Source organism: Phenylobacterium sp., assembly GCF_041691455.1.
Lineage (GTDB): Bacteria > Pseudomonadota > Alphaproteobacteria > Caulobacterales > Caulobacteraceae > Phenylobacterium.
This window is the reverse complement of record NZ_JBEPUO010000001.1, coordinates 178,316-198,329: the sequence shown is the minus strand read 5'-3', so window position 1 is coordinate 198,329 and position 20,014 is coordinate 178,316. Positions and strand designations below refer to the sequence as shown.

The 20,014-nt window shown below is 69.8% G+C and carries 23 protein-coding genes, 1 tRNA gene, 1 pseudogene and 1 riboswitch; of the genes and pseudogenes, 15 read left to right on the top strand and 10 right to left on the bottom strand.

What is annotated here, in order from left to right; genetic code table 11:
* Positions 1–6: 6 nt before the first annotated feature.
* A riboswitch (ZMP/ZTP riboswitch) is annotated at positions 7–91 on the bottom strand.
* A gap of 7 nt (positions 92–98) precedes the next feature.
* From ACESMY_RS01100 to ACESMY_RS01085, 4 genes are read right to left on the bottom strand one after another with little or no spacing between them, the layout of a single operon-like run.
* Positions 99–1,847, bottom strand: coding sequence for a heparinase II/III family protein (locus ACESMY_RS01100; protein WP_372781307.1), 1,749 nt, complete (start codon positions 1,845–1,847; stop codon positions 99–101).
* Between the two features lie 16 nt (positions 1,848–1,863).
* A complete protein-coding gene (gene rpe, locus ACESMY_RS01095) occupies positions 1,864–2,529 on the bottom strand; it encodes a ribulose-phosphate 3-epimerase (protein ID WP_372781305.1) in 666 nt (221 codons plus the stop codon).
* A 57-nt stretch (positions 2,530–2,586) separates the two neighbouring features.
* Positions 2,587–3,888, bottom strand: coding sequence for an RsmB/NOP family class I SAM-dependent RNA methyltransferase (locus ACESMY_RS01090; protein ID WP_372781303.1), 1,302 nt, complete (start codon positions 3,886–3,888; stop codon positions 2,587–2,589).
* 41 nt (positions 3,889–3,929) lie between these two features.
* On the bottom strand, positions 3,930–4,310 hold the full coding sequence (locus ACESMY_RS01085; RefSeq protein ID WP_372781301.1) for a hypothetical protein: 381 nt from the start codon (positions 4,308–4,310) through the stop codon (positions 3,930–3,932).
* Between the two features lie 100 nt (positions 4,311–4,410).
* On the opposite strand from ACESMY_RS01085, the gene ACESMY_RS01080 reads away from it, so the two are divergent.
* A complete protein-coding gene (locus tag ACESMY_RS01080) occupies positions 4,411–4,605 on the top strand; it encodes a DUF1674 domain-containing protein (protein ID WP_372781299.1) in 195 nt (64 codons plus the stop codon).
* 86 nt (positions 4,606–4,691) lie between these two features.
* On the top strand, positions 4,692–6,101 hold the full coding sequence (locus ACESMY_RS01075) for a hypothetical protein (RefSeq protein ID WP_372781297.1): 1,410 nt from the start codon (positions 4,692–4,694) through the stop codon (positions 6,099–6,101).
* Between the two features lie 12 nt (positions 6,102–6,113).
* Here ACESMY_RS01075 and pyrF read toward each other — a convergent pair whose 3' ends face one another.
* Entirely contained in the window at positions 6,114–6,836 is a 723-nt protein-coding gene (gene pyrF, locus ACESMY_RS01070) for an orotidine-5'-phosphate decarboxylase (RefSeq protein WP_372781295.1), read from the bottom strand.
* Positions 6,837–6,906: 70 nt separating this feature from the next.
* Here pyrF and ACESMY_RS01065 point away from each other — a divergent pair, with 70 nt between their 5' ends.
* Positions 6,907–7,623, top strand: coding sequence for a MarC family protein (locus ACESMY_RS01065; RefSeq protein ID WP_372781294.1), 717 nt, complete (start codon positions 6,907–6,909; stop codon positions 7,621–7,623).
* On the opposite strand, the gene ACESMY_RS01060 is transcribed toward ACESMY_RS01065, so the two are convergent.
* Positions 7,586–8,386: an SDR family NAD(P)-dependent oxidoreductase gene (locus ACESMY_RS01060; protein ID WP_372781292.1), complete on the bottom strand. Its 801-nt coding sequence runs from the start codon at positions 8,384–8,386 to the stop codon at positions 7,586–7,588. The two genes, ACESMY_RS01065 and ACESMY_RS01060, sit on opposite strands and share 38 nt — an antisense overlap.
* 198 nt (positions 8,387–8,584) lie before the next feature.
* Here ACESMY_RS01060 and ACESMY_RS01055 point away from each other — a divergent pair, with 198 nt between their 5' ends.
* From ACESMY_RS01055 to ACESMY_RS01045, 3 genes are all read left to right on the top strand, one after another.
* On the top strand, positions 8,585–10,504 hold the full coding sequence (locus ACESMY_RS01055; RefSeq protein ID WP_372781290.1) for a potassium transporter Kup: 1,920 nt from the start codon (positions 8,585–8,587) through the stop codon (positions 10,502–10,504).
* A 3-nt stretch (positions 10,505–10,507) separates the two neighbouring features.
* Positions 10,508–10,873, top strand: coding sequence for a hypothetical protein (locus tag ACESMY_RS01050; RefSeq protein WP_372781288.1), 366 nt, complete (start codon positions 10,508–10,510; stop codon positions 10,871–10,873).
* Between the two features lie 85 nt (positions 10,874–10,958).
* Positions 10,959–12,191, top strand: coding sequence for an argininosuccinate synthase (locus tag ACESMY_RS01045; RefSeq protein WP_372781286.1), 1,233 nt, complete (start codon positions 10,959–10,961; stop codon positions 12,189–12,191).
* Here the strand turns inward: ACESMY_RS01045 and ACESMY_RS01040 are convergent.
* Positions 12,188–12,394 (bottom strand): KTSC domain-containing protein, encoded by a 207-nt coding sequence (locus ACESMY_RS01040; RefSeq protein WP_372781284.1) that lies wholly within the window; start codon positions 12,392–12,394, stop codon positions 12,188–12,190. The genes ACESMY_RS01045 and ACESMY_RS01040 overlap by 4 nt on opposite strands.
* Before the next feature lie 147 nt (positions 12,395–12,541).
* Here ACESMY_RS01040 and ACESMY_RS01035 point away from each other — a divergent pair, with 147 nt between their 5' ends.
* Together ACESMY_RS01035 and ACESMY_RS01030 are read left to right on the top strand one after the other, a co-directional pair.
* Positions 12,542–12,946, top strand: coding sequence for an MAPEG family protein (locus ACESMY_RS01035; protein WP_372781282.1), 405 nt, complete (start codon positions 12,542–12,544; stop codon positions 12,944–12,946).
* A 112-nt stretch (positions 12,947–13,058) separates the two neighbouring features.
* Entirely contained in the window at positions 13,059–13,646 is a 588-nt protein-coding gene (locus ACESMY_RS01030) for a hypothetical protein (protein ID WP_372781280.1), read from the top strand.
* Here the strand turns inward: ACESMY_RS01030 and ACESMY_RS01025 are convergent, their stop codons facing one another.
* Complete coding sequence (locus ACESMY_RS01025) at positions 13,647–14,213, bottom strand: DUF4337 family protein (RefSeq protein WP_372781278.1); 567 nt, start codon at positions 14,211–14,213, stop codon at positions 13,647–13,649.
* 153 nt (positions 14,214–14,366) lie between these two features.
* Here ACESMY_RS01025 and ACESMY_RS01020 point away from each other — a divergent pair, with 153 nt between their 5' ends.
* On the top strand, positions 14,367–14,717 hold the full coding sequence (locus tag ACESMY_RS01020; RefSeq protein ID WP_372781276.1) for a winged helix-turn-helix transcriptional regulator: 351 nt from the start codon (positions 14,367–14,369) through the stop codon (positions 14,715–14,717).
* Positions 14,718–14,799: 82 nt separating this feature from the next.
* Here ACESMY_RS01020 and ACESMY_RS01015 read toward each other — a convergent pair.
* Positions 14,800–14,874 (bottom strand) — tRNA-Gly (locus tag ACESMY_RS01015).
* 74 nt (positions 14,875–14,948) lie between these two features.
* Positions 14,949–15,692 carry a DUF6065 family protein gene (locus tag ACESMY_RS01010; protein WP_372781274.1) on the bottom strand — a complete coding sequence of 248 codons (744 nt, stop codon included), beginning with the start codon at positions 15,690–15,692 and terminating at the stop codon, positions 14,949–14,951.
* A gap of 93 nt (positions 15,693–15,785) precedes the next feature.
* On the opposite strand from ACESMY_RS01010, the gene ACESMY_RS01005 reads away from it, so the two are divergent.
* The 6 genes and pseudogenes from ACESMY_RS01005 to ACESMY_RS00980 form a co-directional block, all read left to right on the top strand.
* On the top strand, positions 15,786–16,307 hold the full coding sequence (locus tag ACESMY_RS01005) for a prolyl-tRNA synthetase associated domain-containing protein (protein ID WP_372781272.1): 522 nt from the start codon (positions 15,786–15,788) through the stop codon (positions 16,305–16,307).
* Positions 16,308–16,374: 67 nt separating this feature from the next.
* Entirely contained in the window at positions 16,375–17,277 is a 903-nt protein-coding gene (locus ACESMY_RS01000; protein WP_372781270.1) for a tetratricopeptide repeat protein, read from the top strand.
* 20 nt (positions 17,278–17,297) lie between these two features.
* A complete protein-coding gene (locus ACESMY_RS00995) occupies positions 17,298–17,960 on the top strand; it encodes an LON peptidase substrate-binding domain-containing protein (RefSeq protein ID WP_372781268.1) in 663 nt (220 codons plus the stop codon).
* 11 nt (positions 17,961–17,971) lie between these two features.
* Positions 17,972–18,193, top strand: a complete 222-nt coding sequence (locus ACESMY_RS00990; protein WP_372781266.1) for a Trm112 family protein — start codon at positions 17,972–17,974, stop codon at positions 18,191–18,193.
* Positions 18,183–18,665: a hypothetical protein gene (locus tag ACESMY_RS00985; protein ID WP_372781264.1), complete on the top strand. Its 483-nt coding sequence runs from the start codon at positions 18,183–18,185 to the stop codon at positions 18,663–18,665. The genes ACESMY_RS00990 and ACESMY_RS00985 overlap by 11 nt, the downstream gene beginning before the upstream one ends.
* A 59-nt stretch (positions 18,666–18,724) precedes the next feature.
* Positions 18,725–19,987 (top strand): annotated as a pseudogene (locus ACESMY_RS00980) (NCS2 family permease); the annotation flags it as partial.
* Positions 19,988–20,014: the final 27 nt, after the last annotated feature.

The window sequence follows — 20,014 nt, the reverse complement described above, 5'->3', positions numbered from 1 at the left end:
GTCAGCGGAAAATGCCCAGGCGAGCGGCGTCATATGGTCCTTCACGCTCCCCGGTGGTCGCCCACCTCGTTCGCCAGTCACGTAAGGATGGCTGGGGCTTATTCCGGCGGCGGCGCCCCGTCAACTTGGCCCTCGCCGGCGCGCTCTCGCGCCGCAGAGAGTTTCCAGCGGACCTTGGCGCCGGCGTCGAGCCGCGCCTGGCCGCGCAGCACGATCTGCTGGCCGTGGCGGGTCAGGCCGTCCTGGTGATGGACGGAGGCCTCCAGCCCGACATCGAGCGCATCGTTGCGCAGCCACCAGCCGGTCTCCTCGCCCTCGGCCTTAAGCAGCACGCTCCGTTTGTCGCGGGCGATCAGGGCGCTGACGTGCGGGTGCAGATGGAAGCGAACCACGAAGGGCACGAAGCGGCGCCCGTCAGCCAGGCTGCGGCCGCCGAGCGGGGTGAGGCGGTCCTCGCCGCGCAACTCGTCGGTCTCGGCGTCGAGATAGAGCCGGCGCTCGTGGCGCAGGCCGAAGCGCCGCGTCCAGCCGTCGTGCGCCAGCTCCAGCCAGACCGCGCCGGGGGCCTCGTGCCGGCGGACGTCGAGGATGGCGTAGGCGCCGCGCAACCGCGGGCCCAGCGCCTCGGCCGCGAAGCCCGCCAGCGGGGCGCCGCAGGAGGCGTCGGAGACGGCGGCCGTCGAAGCGGCGTCCACCAGGCGAAGCGCTTGCGGACCCTGGACGTCCGGCGTCCAGCCCGAGCCCACGATCAATCGTCTGCCGCCGGCCAGCACCTCGATGGCCAGCGGCTGGGCGCAGGCCGCGATGCTCCAGGGGCCGGCGGCGGGGGCCCCGGCGTCGGCCATCACCTGCAGCGAGCCGGTCTCCAGGCGCTGATAGCCGTTGCGGGCGGCCGGCGTCGGCCGTTCGCGCAGCTCGTCCTGGGCGCGGGCGGCGGCGACGTAGGCGCCTGGCAGGGCTTCACCGCCCTGGAAGGCCGCCAGGCGGCCGTCGGCCAGGGTGAAGAACCGCACGGTGCCGGCCAGCTGGTCGATGGCCCGCATCATGTCGTCGGGCGCGGAGATCCCGCGCTGCGCCAGGGCGTCGTCGAGCGTGACGAGGTCGAAGAACAGCTCCAGCGCCGCCTGCGGGCTGCGCGTGGCGTGGCCGCCATCCGGCGTCACGGTGTCCGGCAGGACCATCCGCAGGCGCCCGACCGCCCGTTCGATGAGCTGTTCGCCGGCCCGGCCGCCGAGCGCGGCGCCCGCCACCCCAGCCGCGGTGGCCTGTTCCGCCGCCCGCAACGGCCCGTCGCGAACCGCCAGCAGGATGCGGGCCTGGAGGGCCAGATCGCCGGCGACCTGATCGGCCTCGGCGTCGGAGGCGGGACCTGCGAGGGCGCGGAGGTTGCAGGCCAGGTTGAAGACCCGCCGCTCCAGGACCGGCGGAGCCCAGGAAAAGGCGTTGCCACGCCCGAACAGCCGCCGCCAGGCCAGCGTCAGGCGCAGGGCCTCCCAGGCGCCCGGGTCGCCGTGGACGGCAAGGTCCTTGAGCCAGCCGAATTCGTGCAGCGCCACAGCAAACGGCCGCACGGGGCTCGGCCGGTCCCAGGGGTCGCCGCGCGGGCCGGTCGTCAGCGTCGCGCCGCCCAGCACGAAGGCGCCGGCCAGGATGCGGCGGCCGGCTTCCGGATCGGCGGGCCTGAGGTCGCGGGGGCTCGCGCCGAGCCCCTCGGGGTGCGGACCGCTCAGCAGCAGCCGCTGCAGCGGCGAGGCCACCCACTCCAGGCCGACCCGCCGCCGAACGGCCACCGCCACGGCGAGCGCCTCGTAGCCTCCCGGGATGCGTTCGAGGGCCGACGCCGGCATCGGCTCAGCCCTCCGCTCAGCCGCCGCGCAAGGCGGCGATATTGGCCGCATAGGCGGAGGGTCCGCCGCGGAACACCGCCGTGCCGGCGACCAGCGCCGTGGCGCCGGCGGCGACGCACTGCCGCGCCGTCTCCGGCGTCACTCCGCCGTCGACCTCCAGCGGGATGTCGCGGCCGGTGGCGTCGATCATCGCGCGCAGGGCCGCGATCTTGGCGAGCTGCGAGGTCATGAAGCTCTGGCCGCCGAACCCCGGGTTGATCGACATCACCAGGATCAGGTCGACGTCGTCCATCATCCACTGGATCACCGATGGGTCGGTCGAGGGATTGAACACCACGCCCGCCTTGGCCCCCAGTTTTCGGATCTGGGTGAGCGTCCGGTTGAGGTGCGGCCCGGCCTCCGGGTGGACGCTGATCATGTCCGCGCCCGCCGTGCGGAAGGCTTCCAGGTACGGATCGGCCGGCGAGATCATCAGATGGACGTCCATCGGGATCTTCACGTGCGGGCGGAGCGCCTTCACGACGTCCGGCCCGATGGTGATGTTGGGCACGAAGTGGCCGTCCATGACGTCGACGTGCAGCCAGTCGGCCCCGGCCGCCTCCACGGCGCGGGCCTCCTCGCCCAGGCGCGCGAAATCCGCCGCCAGGATGGAGGGGGCGATAAGGGGCGAGCGCGTGGCCATGGCCCCGAATAACGTGATGCGCGGTCTGGAGCCAGAGGGGCCGCCAGACGGAGCGCGTCAGGCCTTGCGGAAGCGGGCCATGTAGAAGCCGTCCATCCCGCCCTCGGCGTGGTGCGGCAGGATTCGCAGGGTCCCGTCGGCCTTGCGGCTGGCGGACGGCGCGCCGCCCTCCCCGTCCCCGATCGGGTCCAAGGTGACGCCCGGGGTCCGGCCCAGGAAGGCGGCGACCTGGCCCTCGCCCTCCTCGGGCTCCAGAGAGCAGACGCAATAGACCAGCCGGCCGCCTGACTTCGTCCGCCGGGCGGCGGCGTCGAGCAGCTTCGACTGCACGGCGGCCAGGCCCGCGACGTCGCTGGGTTTGGCGGCCCACAGCACGTCCGGGTGACGGCGGAAGGTCCCTGTGGCCGAGCAGGGGGCGTCGAGCAGGACGGCGTCGAAGGTCCGCCTGTCCGGCCAGTTCGCGGCGTCGGCGGCTATGACCTCGGCGGAAAGGCCGGTGCGGGCGAGGTTCTCGCTGACCCGCTTCAGCCGCGGGGGCGACCGGTCGAGCGCGGTCACCGTCGCGCCGGCCGCCGCCAGCTGCAGGGTCTTGCCGCCGGGCGCGGCGCACATGTCGAGGGCGGTCTGGCCGGGCTGGACAGCCAGCAGGCGGGCGGGGATGGCGGCCGAGGCGTCCTGCACCCACCAGGCGCCCTCGGCGAACTGCGGCCAGGTCGCCAGGTCGCCCCGCTTGAGCGTGCGCAGGGTCCCACCGGGCAGGACCTGGGCCTCGAGCTCCGCGGCGAGCGGCGCGGCGGCGGCCGGATCCTTGAGCGACAAATCGGTGGCCGGCTCCTGGGCGATCATCGCGGCGATCTGGCGGGCCTCCTCCGCTCCGAAGGCCGCGCGCCAGCGGGCGTAGAGCCAGCTCGGCGCCAAGAGGTCGGGATCGGCGAGTTCCGGCGGTTCGCGGACCAGGCCGCGCAGCACCGCGTTCACCAGCCCCTTGAACATCTGCAGGCCCTTGTCCTGCGCCACCAGGTCGACCGAGGTGGCGACGGCGGCGTGGGCCGGGGTCTTCAGCAGGAAAGCCTGGGCGACGCCGAGCCGCAGGATGTGCACGACCTTGTCGGGCGGGGCCTTCTTCACCTTGGCCTGCAGGGCTGCGTCGATCGGGCCAAGGTGGCGCAGGGTCGCCATGACCAGGGCGCGGGCGAAGGCCCGGTCGCGGCCGTCGAGGGCGGCCAGCGCCGGATGGCTCAGACCTTCGTCCATGCCGGCGCGGCCGCCGAGCGCGGCGGTCAGCAGGTCGAGGGCGGCGGCGCGGGCCGGCAGGCCGACGGCGTCGCTGGGCGAGTTAGGGGAAGCAAGATCGGTCACCGGCGCGGCGTGCCCCTTCGGGCGCGCCGGCGCAAGGCCGATCAGGCGGCTTCCACCTCACGCCAGGTCGAAAGCACGTTGAAAAGGAAGGTCAGCATGCCGAGGATCGCCAGGATGGAGCCGGCGATGACGCCGGGCTCGGCCGTGGGCTTTCCGCCGAGCATCACGGCCAGGAACGGGATCATCACCACCACCGCGCCGCTCGACAGGATGAAGTTCAGCCAGCCCAGCCGGCCGCCCTTGCCGCTCAGGGCGTAGAAGGTCCCCATCAGCGCCAGGCTCGCCCAGCCGACAAGATTGAGATGGGCGTGGGCGGGCGCCAGGGTGAAGTCCTGCTTCGACCCCATGTAGATTCCCCACGCCATCCCGGTCGTGACGCAAAGTGCGGCGGCGCTGAAGAACGCCAGCGGCAGTCGTTTCATCTGATCCTCCCCCGAGGTTTAGGTCCTGGGCGGATCAGACCAGCGTTACCGTAGATTGGCAACGCTGGCGGTGAGCGGTCTGCCCACCTAGATTGGACTCATGGACGACCTTCCCCCCAATGCCGCGCCGGGCAAGCCGCTAGCCCCCGCCGCGCGCCGCGCGCTGGATGAGGCCGAAGCCCGCCGCGTCGCGGCGGAAGCCGCCGCGAGGACGCCCGAGCAAGGCGGACCCAAGGGCCTGGAGCCCACGCGGTTCGGCGACTGGGAGCGCAAGGGCATCGCGGTCGACTTCTAGGGAAATCGGCCGGCGGGCCGCGCCGTGTACGTTTCCGCAAGGCTTGGGCCCTAGGTTCGCACCACTGTTTCGCGAGCGCGCCACCCATGACTTCCGGATCCAGCGAGCGCCCGCCAGCCGGCGCCATCGCAGCATCGCCGGCCGCAGCGGGGCCTCGCCTATCGCCGGCCGCCAGGGCCGCCATCCTCGGGGCCGCCCTGCTGCTGGGGCTCGGACTGCGCCTGGCCATGTCGCCCTACGCGACGCTCGACGTGGGGCGCTACCTCCGGCCCTGGTATGAGTTCGCCCGCGACCACGGCTGGGCCTCGCTCAGCGCCGGCTTCACCAACTACACGCCGTTCTACAGCTACCTGCTGATCGCGGTGACCGCCTTCGACGGACGCGCGCCCATGCTCCTGCTGATCAAGGCGATCTCTTTCGCCTTCGAACTCGGGACCGCGCTGCTGGCCTATCGTTTCGTGCTGCGGGCCACGCGGAGCCACAACCGCGCCGCCGTCGCGCTGATCGCCTGCTGGCTGGCGCCGACGGTGTTCTACAACGGCGCCCTGTGGGGCCAGGCGGACTCGATCTGGACCTTCTTCATCGTGCTGTCGGCCTATCTGTTCTCGACCGGCCGCAACGGCGCCATCCCGTTCGGCGTGGCCTTCGCCGTCAAGGCCCAGGCGGTCTTCCTGGGGCCGTTCGCGCTCGGCATGATCCTGCGCGAGCGGCGCTCGCTCCTGTGGCTGGCCGCCTTGCCCGCAGCCTATCTGGCGTTCGCCGCGCCGACGCTCCTGGCCGGCCGGCCGCTCAGGGGGGTGCTGCGAATCTATCTCGATCAGGCCGACTACTTCCAGGCGCTGTCAAAGCACGCCGCCAATCTCTGGGCGCTCGCGCCGGGCATCCCCTATTCGGTCGGCCTGCCGATCGGCGCGGCCGTGGCCGGCGCGGCCGGGCTCGCCCTCACGGTCATGATCGACCGCGCCAAGCGCCGGGACATCGAGTTCAACACCCTGGCGGCCTGCCTTTCGCTTCTGGCGATGCCGCTGCTCCTGCCGAAGATGCACGACCGCTACTTCTACGCCTTCGAGATGCTCTCGATCATCCTCGCCTGCCAGAACCGGCGATATCTGCTGGTCGCCCTGGCGGCGCAGACGAGCGCGATCCTGAGCTACGTCGCCTTCGACCAGGACATCCAGCTCGGCGTTCCGGTCGCCGCGGTCCAGAACCTGATCCTGGGCGCCTTCCTGCTGCGGTCCTTCCTTCGGCCGGGCGCGATAGCCGAGCCGAGCCGCGGCGAGGTGGCGGGCTATGTAGGGCTCAGCGCGGTGATCGCCGGCCTGCTGCCCTTTTGCCGGGGCTCGCAGCCCCATCCGTTCGCCGATGGCGCGCTGCTGCTGGTCTGCACCCTGCTCGTCGCCCACATCGGCCTCGTCCTGCTGCGCGTGAGCCGCGCGCCGGCCGGCGGCGCCGGCGCGTGGACCGCCCAGACCGACCTCAGCCTTCCGGCGGAGTAGGCGCGCTCGCAGTCAGCCGGCCTGCGCCATTTCCGCGGCGACCCGCAGGGCCGCGGCGTGCGGATCGTTGGCCGCGGTGATCGGCCGCCCGCAGACGATGTGCGAGGCGCCGGCCTTCAGGGCGTCGAGCGGCGTGGCCGCGCGAGCCTGGTCGTTCTTGGCCGACCAGTCCGGACGCACGCCCGGGGTCACCACCAGGAAGTCGCGGCCACCCAGGGCGCGGGCCAGCGCGGCCTCGTGCGGACTGGCGATCACGCCGTCGCAACCGGCGGCGATGGCCTGGTGGATGCGGCGTTCGACCAGCGCGCGGGCGGTCTCGGCATAGCCCATCTCGGCCAGGTCCTCGTCGGCGAGGCTGGTCAGCACCGTGACCGCCAGGATCTTCAGCGACGAGGCCCCGCGGCCGCGCACCGCGGCGGCCATCACCTGCGGCTCGCCGTGGACGGTGATGAAGTCACAGCCCGACTGGGCGATGGCCGCGGCGGCGCGCTGCACGGTCGTGGGGATGTCGTGCAGCTTCCAATCCAGGAACACCTGCTTGCCCTGGGCCTTCAGCTCGCGGGCCAGCGCCATGCCGTCGGTGGCGAAGAGTTCGAGGCCGACCTTGTAGAAGCTGACCGCGTCGCCGATCGCGGCGACCATCGCGCGGGCTTCGCCGGCCGTCGGCACATCCAGCGGCACGATCAGCCTGGCGTCGGCGGTGGTGGGAACTTGTGCGAGCGCGGCGGCGGCCATGGGAGGCTCCGGGCAGGAGGGCGCAGGCCGAGGGTTCGGCGCGCGCAGCGATTTGGGCTAAGACCGTGAGATGATCCATTGGGACTTCGCGGTCAACTTCTTCGTGGCGCTGTTCGCCCTGCTCGACCCGGTGGGCAATGTGCCGGTGTTCGCCGCCTCGACGGTGGGCGCCTCGGGCCGCGAACGCGCGCAGATCGCGTTTGTGATCTCGCTCTTCGTCTTTGGCTTCCTGACCTTCTTCTATTTCTCCGGTCTCGGCCTGCTGACCTTCTTCGGCATCTCGCTGCCGGCCTTCCGCATCGCCGGCGGGGTGATCCTGTTCGTCCTGGGCCTGAAGATGATCGGCGACGACTTCACCGCGGCCTTCGCCGACGCCGCCGAAGCCACGGCCGACGACAAGCGCACCTACGTCCGCCGGCGCGTCGAGCAGATGATCGTGCCCTTCGCCATGCCGCTCCTGATCGGGCCGGGCGCGATCTCGACGGTGATCATCTATGCGAGCCAGGCCAAGCAGTATGGCCTGCCGGGCACGGCCCTGGGGATCGGGGCCATCGCCGCGGTATCCATCGCCACCCTGCTGTCGTTCCTGGCGACGCCTCTGATCAGCAAGCTCCTCGGCAAGATCGGACTGTCGATCATCGTGCGGGTGCTGGGCCTGATCCTCTGCGCCATGGCCGTGCAGTTCCTGCTGGCCGGCATCGCCGATTCCACCCACGGCCTGATCCGCCCGGAGGCCGCGGCGCCCTACGCTACACCTTCCGGAAGCGCGGCCCCTGTGACGCCATGAGCGCCAAGGCCCATTCGTCGGGGATCAGCTTGACGAGGGCGGCGATGGCCTTGTTGGGCGCGCCGGGCACGCAGATCGGCCGATTGGCCTCCACCCCCTCGTAGCCGGCCGCGGCCACCTCGTCGGCGCCCAGCCACAGCCACGGCGGGGTCGACTGGCTGATCTGGGCTCGCATGCCGTTGACGTCGTGGAACTCCGAATAGGTGAAGCCCGGGCAGAGCGCGCTCACGTGCACCCCGTGCGCCTCGGTCTCCAGGTGCAGGCTCTGGGAGAAGCGCACCATGAAGGCCTTGGTCGCGCCGTAGAGGGTGGCCCCCGCCGCGCCGGGGATCAGGCCGGCCAGGGACGCCACATTGACGATCCGTCCGAACCTGCGGTGGATCATGCCCGGCAGCACCCGATGGGCGAGCTCGGCCGGCGCCGTCATCATCACCTGGATCACCGCGCGCTGGTCCTCCCAGCGGGTGTCGGCGTAGGCGCCCGGCAGGCCGTAGCCGGCATTGTTGATCAGGGCGTCGACGGTTCGCCCGTGGGCCGTCAGGAAGTCCAGGATCTGCCCGGGGGCTTCCGGCTCGGCGAGGTCGGCGGTGACGGTGAGCGCCTCGACGCCGTAGCGGAGCGACAGTTCCTCGGCGAGCCTGTCCAGCCGGTCGGCCCTGCGGGCGGTGAGCGCCAGATCGTAGCCATGGCTCGCCAGGATGCGCGCGAACGCCGCCCCGATGCCGGCCGAGGCGCCGGTCACCAGCGCCAATCTGCGATCCATCGCCGCACTCCTCGTCTAAGGTGCGAACCTAGGGCCGTGTCGCGGGCGTTCAAGGAAAAGCGTGGCCGCGGGCGTAACCCTCACTCGCCTCTCGGGGCGCGCGCCATTGTATGGGGTCTGGAATGGGTGTATCGCGCCCGCCGCAAGACGGCATCGGGCCGCCCGAGGGGACGCTGTCTACGTTCCCGGAGATATTGGATGGCTGATCCGGCTGTGGGCGCCACAGAGGCGTCCGAGGAGTCGCATCGCTCCCCGCACACCGAGAGTTTCTGGGGCCTGGCGCTGGGCTCCATGGGCGTGGTGTTCGGCGACATCGGCACCAGTCCGCTCTACGCCATGCGTGAGGCGCTGCGGCACACGCGCGCCACGGTCGATCCTTCGGTGGCGGTGCTGGGCGTGGTCTCGCTCGTCACCTGGGCGCTGATCCTCATCGTGACGGTGAAGTACGTCGTCTTCCTGATGCGCGCCGACAACAAGGGCGAGGGCGGCACGCTGGCGCTGATGGCGCTGGCGCAGCGCTTCGTGCCCCGGCGGTCGGGCTGGGTGCTGCTGCTCGGCATGATCGGGGCCGCCCTCTTCTACGGCGACGGCATCATCACCCCGGCGGTCACTGTCTTGTCAGCGGTGGAGGGCGTCCGCGACGCACCCGGCGCGCCCCATGAGGTCGCCAATCTGGTGCTGCCGATCTCGGCGGGCATCCTGATCGCGCTCTTCCTGGTCCAGGCCAAGGGCACCGCGGCCGTGGCCCGCTTCTTCGGCCCGATCTGCGCGCTCTGGTTCCTGGTCCTGGCGGGGTTGGGCGTCTACCACATCGCCGAGGACCCGACGATCTTCCGGGCGCTGTCGCCGCACTACGGTGTGATCTTCCTGATCGACAACGGTTTCCTGGGTTTCATCATCCTGGGCAGCGTCTTCCTGGCGGTCACCGGGGCCGAGGCGCTCTATGCCGACATGGGCCATTTCGGGCGCAATCCGATCCGCATGGCCTGGCTGGTCTTCGTGCTGCCGGCCCTGCTGCTCAACTACCTGGGTCAAGGCGCCATGGTGCTGCACCACCCGGCGACCCGGTCCAATCCGTTCTTCGAGATGATCCCGCAGGCGATCTACTGGCCGGTCATCCTGCTGGCCACCGCCGCGGCGATCATCGCCAGCCAGGCGGTGATCACCGGCGCCTTCTCGATGACCCAGCAGGCCGTCCAGCTGGGCCTCTTCCCGCGCATCTCGATCCTGCGGACCTCGGAGACCCAGGCGGGCCAGATCTTCGTGCCGCAGGTCAACACCGCGCTGATGATCGGCGTGCTGGTGCTGCTGTTCACCTTCAAGACCTCGTCGAACCTGGCGGCCGCCTACGGCATCGCGGTCACCGGCGCGATGTTCGTCGACACCATGCTGTTCTTCGTCATCGTACGCTGGATGTGGAAACGGCCGCTGTGGGTTGCGCTGCTGGCCGCCGGAGGGTTCGGGGCGCTGGACATCACCTTCATCTCCTCGAACCTGCTGAAGTTCCTCAACGGGGCCTGGCTGCCGCTGGCGCTGGCGACGGCGATCATCGTGGTCATGTGGACCTGGACCCGCGGCGCCCAGATCCTCACCGACAAGACCCGCCGCGACAGCGTGCCCCTGATCGAGCTCTCCGAGATCCTCAAGGCCCGCGCCCCGCACCGCGCGCCCGGCACCGCGATCTTCCTGACCTCGGATTCGTCGATGGCGCCCGTGGCCCTGATGCACAACCTCAAGCACAACAAGGTGCTGCACGAGAAGAATATCGTCCTGACCATCGAGACGGCGGAGACGCCGCGCGTGCGCGACGACGACCGGGTGCGCATCGAGCCGGTCAACGAGGACTTCAAGAAGGTGATCATCTCCTACGGCTTCATGGAGAGCCCGAACCTGCCCAAGGCGCTCGGGCTCTGCCGCAAGCTCGGCCTGAAGTTCGACATCATGGCCACCAGCTTCTTCCTCGGCCGCCGCTCGGTCGTGCCCTCGGCCCAGTCGGGCATGCCGATGTGGCAGGACAAGCTCTTCATCTTCCTGATGAAAAACGCCGCCAACCCGACCGACTTCTACAAGATCCCACCGGGCCGGGTGGTGGAGTTGGGCACCCAGGTGACGGTCTGACCGGTGCTGTCGGATGTGCCCTGGAGCGTGGTCTTCATCTACGCCGGTGATGTCCTGTCGGTGATCGCCATGGCGATCATGGCTTCGACGGCCCGCAGCGCGTGGCGCCGCGCGCGGCCCGAGGCGCGGGTGCCGCTGATGGGCGCCCGGTTCAGCCGCAACCTGGGCTTCGGCCTCGTCCCCACAGCCGGGATCCTGATCCTCTTCGGCCTGGGCTACGAGGCGCGGCGGGCCGGCCTGGAGGATCAAACCGCCATGCTGCTGCTCTGCGGGCGGATCTTCGCCGCCTCGTTCCTGGCGCTCGTCCAGGTGACCTCGTTGAAGGCCGCGCTCGCCACGCTGGAGCGCGAGGGCGCTCTCAAGTCTTGAACGCCTGCTCTTGAACTTCGCCGCCGTTCGCCCTTAAAGGCGCGCGACCTCTTCCTCCCGCTCTATTCAGGACGCCGCCGTTCCCATGGCCGACAAGCCCGTCAAGAAAGTCGTGCTCGCTTACTCCGGCGGCCTCGACAGCTCCACAATCGTCAAGTGGCTGCAGACCGAGCTGGGCGCCGAGGTGGTGACCTTCACCGCCGACCTGGGCCAGGGCGAGGAGGTCGAGCCCGCGCGGCAGAAGGCCATCAGCCTGGGCGTCAAGCCGGAGAACGCCTTCGTGGAGGACGTCCGCGAGGAGTTTGTCCGCGACTACGTCTTCCCGATGTTCCGCGCCAACACGGTTTATGAGGGCCAGTACCTGCTCGGCACCTCCATCGCCCGGCCGCTGATCGCCAAGAAGCAGATCGAGATCGCGCGCAAGGTCGGGGCCGACGCCGTCAGCCACGGCTCGACCGGCAAGGGGAACGACCAGGTCCGCTACGAGGTCGCCTACTACGCGCTCGAGCCTGACATCCGGGTGGTCGCGCCTTGGCGGGAATGGGACTTCAAGAGCCGCGAGGCCCTGCTCGACTTCGCCGAGAAGCACCAGATTCCGATCACCAAGGACAAGCGCGGCGAGGCGCCGTTCAGCGTCGACGCCAACCTCCTGCACTCCTCCTCCGAGGGGAAGGTGCTGGAGGACCCGGCCGTCGAGGCGCCGGAGTTCGTGCACATGCGCACGATCGCGCCGGAGGACGCGCCGGATAAGCCGGCCGTCTTCACCATGGACTTCGAAAACGGAGACCCGGTGGCGATCGACGGCCGGAAGCTCTCACCCGCCGCCCTGCTGACCAAGCTCAACCAGCTCGGCCACGACAACGGCGTCGGCCGCCTCGACCTGGTCGAGAACCGTTTCGTCGGCATGAAGTCGCGGGGCGTCTATGAGACCCCCGGCGGCACGATCCTGCTCGCCGCCCACCGGGGCATCGAATCCATCACCCTCGACCGCGGGTCCATGCACCTGAAGGACGAGCTGATGCCGAAGTACGCCAGCCTGATCTACAACGGCTTCTGGTTCTCGCCCGAGCGCGAGATGCTGCAGGCGGCCATCGACCTGTCGCAGGAGATGGTCACCGGCCAGGTGCGGGTGAAGCTCTACAAGGGCAACGTGACCATCATCGGCCGCACCAGCCCCTATTCGCTTTACGACCAGGACCTGGTGACCTTCGAAGAGGGCGCGGTGGCCTACGACCACCGCGACGCCAGCGGCTTCATCAAGCTCAACGCGCTGCGCCTGCGGGTGAAGGCCCAGCGCGACAAGCGGGTGAAAAGCTAGGCGTCCAACCGGTTGAACGGGTAGCGGTCGCGGACGTGGAGCTGGAAGAAGCGGCCTTTTGAGTCCGCTTCGACGAAGGATCGGCACACCTCGGCCGGCACGCCGACGTAGACATAGCGCTCGCCGCTGACGAAGCGCACCAGGAGCTTGGCGCGTTCAGAGTCGTAGTCGATCTCGCTGATGGCGGTTGAATCGACGTCCATCGGGGGGCCTCCGGTGGGCTGTGGCGCTCCCTAGAACACCCGACCGTGCATAGCTGGTTCCCGCTGAACCCCGATCCGTGCCAAGCTCGCCGCCAAGGCGAAGCTTCGTTCGCCACTCTCCGTCCGAGAGATTTTGGGGGAAACCGCATGCATCCGCACAGCCTGGTGGCGCTCGTCACCCTTCTGGCGCTCCTGACCTATTTCTGGATGAGCACCCGCGTGCCGATCGCGCGCAACAAGTGCGGCATCCAGGCGCCCGCCATGACCGGCGATCCGGTTCTCGAGCGCACCATCCGGGCGCATTACAACACGCTGGAATGGCTGCCGCTGTTCCTGGTCTCCATGTGGCTGTTCGCCATCTATTGGAACGACCTGGTGGCGGCGGCCCTGGGCGTCGTCTGGATCGTCGGGCGCATCCTCTACGCCCTGGGCTACGCCGCCGACGCCGCCAAGCGCGGGCCGGGGTTCCTCATTCAGGCGATAGCAACGGCCGTCCTGCTGTTCGGCGCGCTTGGCCGGGTGATCTACATCCTGGTGATGGTCGGCGCGTGACGGCCGCAGTCGCCAGCTTCACAGTTGTGAAACAGCGCAACCACAATTGCGGCCAAGTGTTGTGGGGTTTAGTTCAAGCCCGTCGAGGGACGCTCTGGTTCGAGACTGCAAGATGAGCAAGATATCCGCGGCCCTTGCGACCGCCCTGGTCCTGGCGACGGGGCTCGCCGCCTGCCAGACCGCGACGCCTTACCAGCCCAACGTGCGCGGCTCGGCCACGTCCGGCGGCTATTCCGAGACGCGGCTGGAGCCCAACCGCTGGCGGGTCAACTTCGCCGGCAACTCCATGACCTCCCGCGAGACGGTGGAAGGCTATCTGCTGTTCCGCGCCGCCGAGCTGACGCTGCAGAACGGCGATGACTGGTTCGCGATCAACGACCGCCAGACCGACCGCAACGCCCGCACCTATGTCGAGCCCGATCCGCTCTATCACCCCTGGTACGGCCCGGGTTTCGGCTATTGGCGCCCGTCCTGGCGGTTCCGCGGCCGTGGCTTCGGCTGGCGCACCTGGGACCCCTATCTCGGCGACCCCTTCTGGGCTGACCGGGTCGACGTCCAGACCGTCGAGAACTTCGAGGCCTCCGCCGAGATCGTCACCCACAAGGGCGCCAAGCCCGCCGACGATCCGCGCGCCTTCGACGCCCACGCGGTGGTCGAGAACCTGAAGCCGAAGATCCAGTACCCGGCCCCGCCGAAGTAGTCAGAGTAGGTAGGCAGCGCCGAACAGGGCGAGGCCGAGAAGGCCCAGGCCGATCGAACCCAGCCAGAAGTGCCGGCGATGGGTGATGATCGCCACCGTGCAGATCGCGATGCCGATCTCCAGCAGGGTCGCCGCGGCGGTCAGCCAGTGGTGGCGGTGCTCGTGGGTGCGGCTTGTCGCCAGCAGCTTGTCCCGCTCGGTTTCGTCCTCCTGGGCCTGCTTCTTGAGCTCGGCCTGCTTGGCGATCTGCTCCTTGGCCGTGCCGGCGTATTGCGCCGCCTTGGCCCCGCCGGCGTCGGCAGCGATGCCGTAGAGGTGCTTCTTCAGGCTATCGGCCTCGTACTCGCCCCAGACGTCGGTGGCCTTGTCCTGGCTCAGCACGGCCTCGCTGGCGGCGGTGATCGCACCCCCCGCCTCGATGGTCTCCAGGCTGCCGACGCCTGCGGCCAGCACCGCCAGGACGGCGATGGTGATCGACACCCGGCTGATGAACGGGTCGTGCTCGTGGGCCGCATGCTCGGCATGCTCGGCGTGTTCGTGCGCCTCGAGCGCGGGATCGTGGGTCATGCCTCAGAACTCCTGGCGGCGAGCCTTGGACCGTCCGCCGGCTGGATACCCGGATTCGGCCGCATCGGCCCGCCTTTGGCGCCCGTTGGCGGGGCGCGCAAGTCGGCGCATCAATCCGCTAGGGTTGCTGTAGCGCAGTGAGGGACGGGGGCGATGGTTTCGACAGGGCGGAAAGCAACGCGAGGCTCGACCACCGGCCGGCCGGTCATGGCGCTCCTGGACCTGCTGGGCCGCCGCTGGACCCTGCGCATCGTGTGGGAGCTTCGCAACGGCGCGCTCACCTCCCGGGCCCTGCGCGAAGCCTGCGACGACGCCTCGCCGACCGTGCTGCAGACCCGGCTGGCCGAGCTCCGGCGGGCGCATCTGGTGACCCACGAGCGGCCGCTGGGCTATCAGCTCACCGCGCTAGGACGCGACATGCTGGCCTCGTTCATGCCCCTCTACGGCTTCGCGGACCGCTGGGCCGCGCACAGCGGGGAAGCGGCGACCGCCGACAGCCGCTAACGGGCGCCCCGCCCGCCGCGCGCGCAGGCCAAGGCGCCGCGTGGAATGCGGCGCCCTACCTGATTGTCGTCTTGCGGAAATTTGGAGCGGGCGAAGAGATTCGAACTCTCGACCCCAACCTTGGCAAGGTTGTGCTCTACCACTGAGCTACGCCCGCGCTCCTCGGGGTCTAACGCCCCGAAAAATCGAGAGGCGGCTTATGGCAGACGCCCCTTGCGTTGGCAACCCGGCCTAGCGCCCGAACCGGGGCTCCTTCAGCCGGCGCTTGTTGACGTGATCCTCGCGGGCCGGGGCGATGTCCTCGGGGTACTCGCCCTTGAAGTAGTAGCGCTGCCAGGCCTCCTTGGTGGCCTCCGGATCCTGGCGGAAGATCTTCTGGTTGAACTCGCTGCGGTGCTTTTCCCAGACGTCGTACTGGTGGCGCAGCTCCGGGTTGGAATCCATGCGCCGGATCACCGGCTGGATCTCGTGCAGCGGCTTGTCCTGCAGGAGCGTGATGAAGCAGAAGGGCTCGCCCTTCTCGAACCGCACCTTGCCGGGCCGGGTGAAGAGCCAGTTCATCGTGAAGGGGAACGGCAGCCAGTCGGTCTCCACCACCCCGGCCAGCGGCTGGATGCCGTCCTTGACGTGGTTGGGCGAACCCATGGCCATCATCGACCAGCCCGGCGGGGTGCGGAACAAGTAGCCCGGGTGCATGGTCAGCACGCCGTGGCTGAAGTGGCTGGTGGCCAGGCGATGGAAGTCCGGGCTGGGGAAGTCGGGCTTCAGCGTGATGTCTTCCTGCCGGATGCCACCGTTCCATTCGGCGGTGAACGCCACCGGGCAGAGGATTTCCCAGCCCGAGGTGTTGGCCATGTTGAGCGGCAGGCAGCGGTAGGCGTGGCGCGCATGGAAGGCGTCCATCCAGGCGCGGCTCTGGCGGCCCGGCACGATCTCCGGCGGGCGCTCGGTGGTGGGATAGCACTCCAGTTCCATGGAAGACCTCTGAGGCGACTGTCTCGACCTAAAGCAGTGGGTCGCCTTCGCGTCCAGTTCCGCTATCAGCGCCATCCGGCTAAGAGGGTCCCGATGAAGACCCGCGCCGACCTGATGGCCCTGCTGGACAGCCTGGGCGTCGAACATGCGACCCACGAGCACCCGGCCGTCTTCCGGGTCGGCGAGGGCGAGGACGTCAAGGCGGCCATACCGGGCGCCCACACCAAGAACCTGTTCCTCAAGGACGCCAAGGACCAGCTCTGGCTGATCTCGGCGCAGGACCGCACCGCGATCGACCTGAAAAGGCTGCACAACGTCATCGGCTCGGCGCGCCTCTCCTTTGGCCGGGCCGAGCTGATGGAGGGGGTCCTGGGCGTCACGCCGGGCTCGGTCACCGCCTTCGCCCTGATCAACGACGAGGAGCATCGGGTACGCTTCGTCCTCGATCGAAATTTGTTCGAAGCCGAGCGGGTGAACTTCCATCCGCTGACCAATACGGCGACCACCGGCGTCGGACAGGCGGACTTCCGAAAGTTCCTCGCGGCGGTCGGGGTGACCCCGCTGGTGGTCGATTTCGCGGCCATGATGGTCGTCGAAGACGCCGAAGCGCGTTGAAGCCGTCGCACTGCGGGACCATCTTTGCGGGCGACGCGTTTCAAGACTTCAAGTTGAGGACCAGGGCATGAGCCTGATCGGGGAAACCGCCGGCAAGCCGGTGGGCGAGATCATCAAGGACGCCACCGACGCGAGCTTCATGGCCGACGTGGTCGAGGCCTCCAAGGACCAGCCGGTCATCGTCGACTTCTGGGCGACCTGGTGCGGCCCGTGCCGCCAGCTCGGTCCGGCCCTGGAAAAGGCCGTCACCGCGGCCAAGGGGGCGGTGAAGCTGGTCAAGGTCGATATCGACAAGAACCCGGCCTACGCCGGCCAGCTTCGGGTGCAGTCGATCCCGGCGGTGTTCGCCTTCGTGGACGGGCGGCCGGTCGACGGCTTCATGGGCGCCCTGCCCGACAGCGAGGTGCGGGCCTTCGTCGACAAGCTGGCCAAGGCCGGCAAAGGCGGCCCCTCCCCGCTCGACGAGCTGCTGGAGCTCGCCAAGGAATCGCTCGAGCTCGGCGACATGGGCGGCGCGGCCCAGGCCTATGCCCAGGCGCTGCAGGCCGATCCGCAGAACGTGAAGGCGCTAGGCGGCTTGGCCAAGGTCTACATGGCCTCCGGCGACGCCGAGCGGGCCGGCGAGGTGCTGGCCATGGCCCCGGAAGGCGCCAAGGACCCCGACCTCGACAGTGTCCGCGCCGCCCTGGCGCTGGCCGCCGAGGCCCCGTCGGATACCGCCGCCTTCGAGGCGCGCCTGGCCAAGGACCCCGACGACCACGAGGCCCGCTTCGAACTCGCCAAGGCGCTGGCCGGCGGCCACAAATTCGCCGAAGCCGCCGATCAGCTTCTGACCATCATCGAGAAGGATCGCGCCTGGAACGACGAGGCGGCGCGCAAACAGCTGCTGGTGGTCTTCGAAGCCGCCGGCCAGATGTCTGAAGTGGCCAAGAACGGCCGCCGCCGGCTTTCGGCGATCCTCTTCAGTTGAACCGCCGCGGAGGAAGCCTCATGCCGGCCTATCGTCGCACCGCCGACCTGCCGCAGATGATCCCGGTGTTCCCGCTCGACGGCGCCCTGCTGCTGCCCGGCGGCGACCTGCCGCTGCAGATCTTCGAGCCGCGCTACCTCAATATGATCGACGACGTGATGGCCGGCGACCGGATCGTCGGCATGATCCAGACCCGGGCCGGCGGCGACCGCGAACGGCCGAAGCTCTCCGACGTCGGCTGCGCGGGCCGGGTCACCAGTTACGCTGAGACCCCCGACGGGCGCTACCTGATCACGCTCAGCGGAGTCTGCCGTTTCGACGCTGGCGACGAGCTGTTCATCCACGCGCCCTACCGGCAGGTTCGCGCCCGCTACGAGCGCTTCGAGGCCGACCTCAGCGAGGCCGACGAAGCCTTGGCGCCCGAGGCCGCCCGCAATCGCTTCGCCAGCGCGCTCAAGCGCTACCTGAACCGCCGCGAACTCGACATCGATTGGGAAACCGCCCAGTCGGCCCCGCTGGAGTCCCTGGTCACCAGCCTGTCCATGGGCCTGCCCTTCGAGCCGGCGGAAAAGCAGGCGCTGCTGGAGGCCCCTACCCTCTCCGGCCGCTTCGAGACCCTGGCGACCCTGTTGGAGATCGACGGGGTGGACGACGGCGATGACGAGGGCCGCTCCTTGCAGTAGGACTGCCCGGCATGACTGACGCCGCCCCGCCGAGTTCGCCGACCGTCCCCGATGTTGAGGTCGATCCGCGCCTGCTGGAGATTCTCGTCTGCCCGGTGACCCACGGGGCGCTGGAATACGACCGCGCCAAGGGCGAATTGGTCAGCCGCTCCGCCCGCCTCGCCTATCCGATCCGCGACGGCGTGCCGATCATGCTGCCGGAGGATGCGCGCGAGCTGGGCGATGGCGACTAGGCTCGGGCGCGACTACGGCGCCGCCGCCCGCTTCGGCCTGGCCCATGCGATCGGCGCGGTCGTGGTGCTGACCGCCGGGATCGGCATGGTCGCCTTCCAGTTCGTCCGCGACCGCAACGCCCACGTCGCCACGGCCCAGGCCTGGGACATCAAGGGCCCGCCCTGCCCGCAGGTTTCCGCGGCCGACTGGACGGCCCGGCAACTGAAGGCGCCCAAGACCTTCGACTACGACGGGACCCAGCTCGGCCGCTGGTCCGGCGACGCCTCCTGCTCGGACGTGAAGGACAAGGGCGGGAGCGGGTTCCGCACGGACAAGATCTGCCAGTTCACCAGCCCCACGGTCCTGACCGTCACCACCCCCACCGGGACCACCTACTACGAGACCGGCGCGGGCCAGCCGGCGACCCTGAGCCTCCACCGGGATGTCCCGCGCTGCGTCCTGGCCTCGAAGTTCACGCTGAAGACCGAGTAGCGCCTATTCCGCAAAACCCCGGCGTCCCCTAGCTTCGGGCCGGGCAACTGGGGCGGATCATGCTGGAACGGATCTTCGGCCTCAGCGGTCACGGGACGAACGTCCGCACCGAGGTGCTGGCCGGCTTCACCACCTTCCTGACCATGGCCTACATCGTGGTGGTGAACCCCGCGATCCTCGGCGACGCGGGCATGCCGGTCGCCGCGGTGGCGGCCGCTACCTGCCTGGCCGCGGGCTTTGGCAGCCTCTTGATGGGCCTGGTCGCCAACTACCCCCTGGCGCTGGCGCCCGGCATGGGGCTGAACGCCTATTTCACCTACACCGTCGTCAAGGGGATGGGCGTGCCGTGGGAGACCGCGCTGGGCTGCGTCTTCATCTCGGGCGCGGCCTTCCTGGTGCTGACCCTGGTGGGCGTGCGCCAGCTGATCGTGGCGGCGGTCCCGCGCTCGCTGTTCGCGGCGGTGGCGGCGGGCGTCGGCGTGTTCATCGCCTTCATCGGCCTGCGGGACGCCGGGATCATCGTCCCCAATCCCGCGACGGCGGTGGCGCTGGGCGACCTGACCAAGCCCACGGCGGCGCTGTCGATCCTCGGCCTGCTGGTGATCGGCGCCCTGCAGGCCTGGCGGGTGAAGGGCGCGATGCTGATCGGCATCCTGGTCACCGCCGCGGCCGGCTGGGCGCTGGGCCTCGCCCATGTGGCGCCCGGCGGCTACAGCCTGACCGCGATCTCGGGGACAGCCTTCAAGCTCGACATCCCCAGCGTGCTGAACCTCAAGGGCAATCTCGGCCTGACCCTGCTGGAGATCGTCTTCGTCTTCCTGTTCGTCGACCTCTTCGACAATGTCGGCACCCTGGTGGCGGTGACCAAGCGGGCGGGCCTGGTCGACGAGGCGGGCAAGATCCCGCGCCTCAACCGCATCCTGGTCGCTGACTCCGTGGCGACCATGGCCGGCGCGCTGGCCGGGACCAGCACGGTGACCAGCTACATCGAAAGCGCCTCCGGCGTGGCGGCCGGCGGGCGCACGGGGCTGACCAGCGTCGTGGTGGGGGTCCTCTTCCTGATCACCCTCATCTTCGCCCCGCTCGTCCAGGCGATCCCCAGCGCGGCCACGGCGCCGGCCCTGATCCTGGTGGGCGCCCTGATGATGAGCGCGATCGTCGAGGTCGACTGGAGCGACCCAGGCGTGGCGATCCCCGCCTTCCTGACCGTGGTGGTGATCCCGCTGACCTATTCCATCGCCAATGGCCTGGCCTTCGGCATCACCGGCTTCGCGGCCCTGAAGCTGCTGCGCGGCCAGGCGCGGCGGAGCGACTGGCTGCTGTCTACCTGGCGAAGGGCTAGGGCCCAG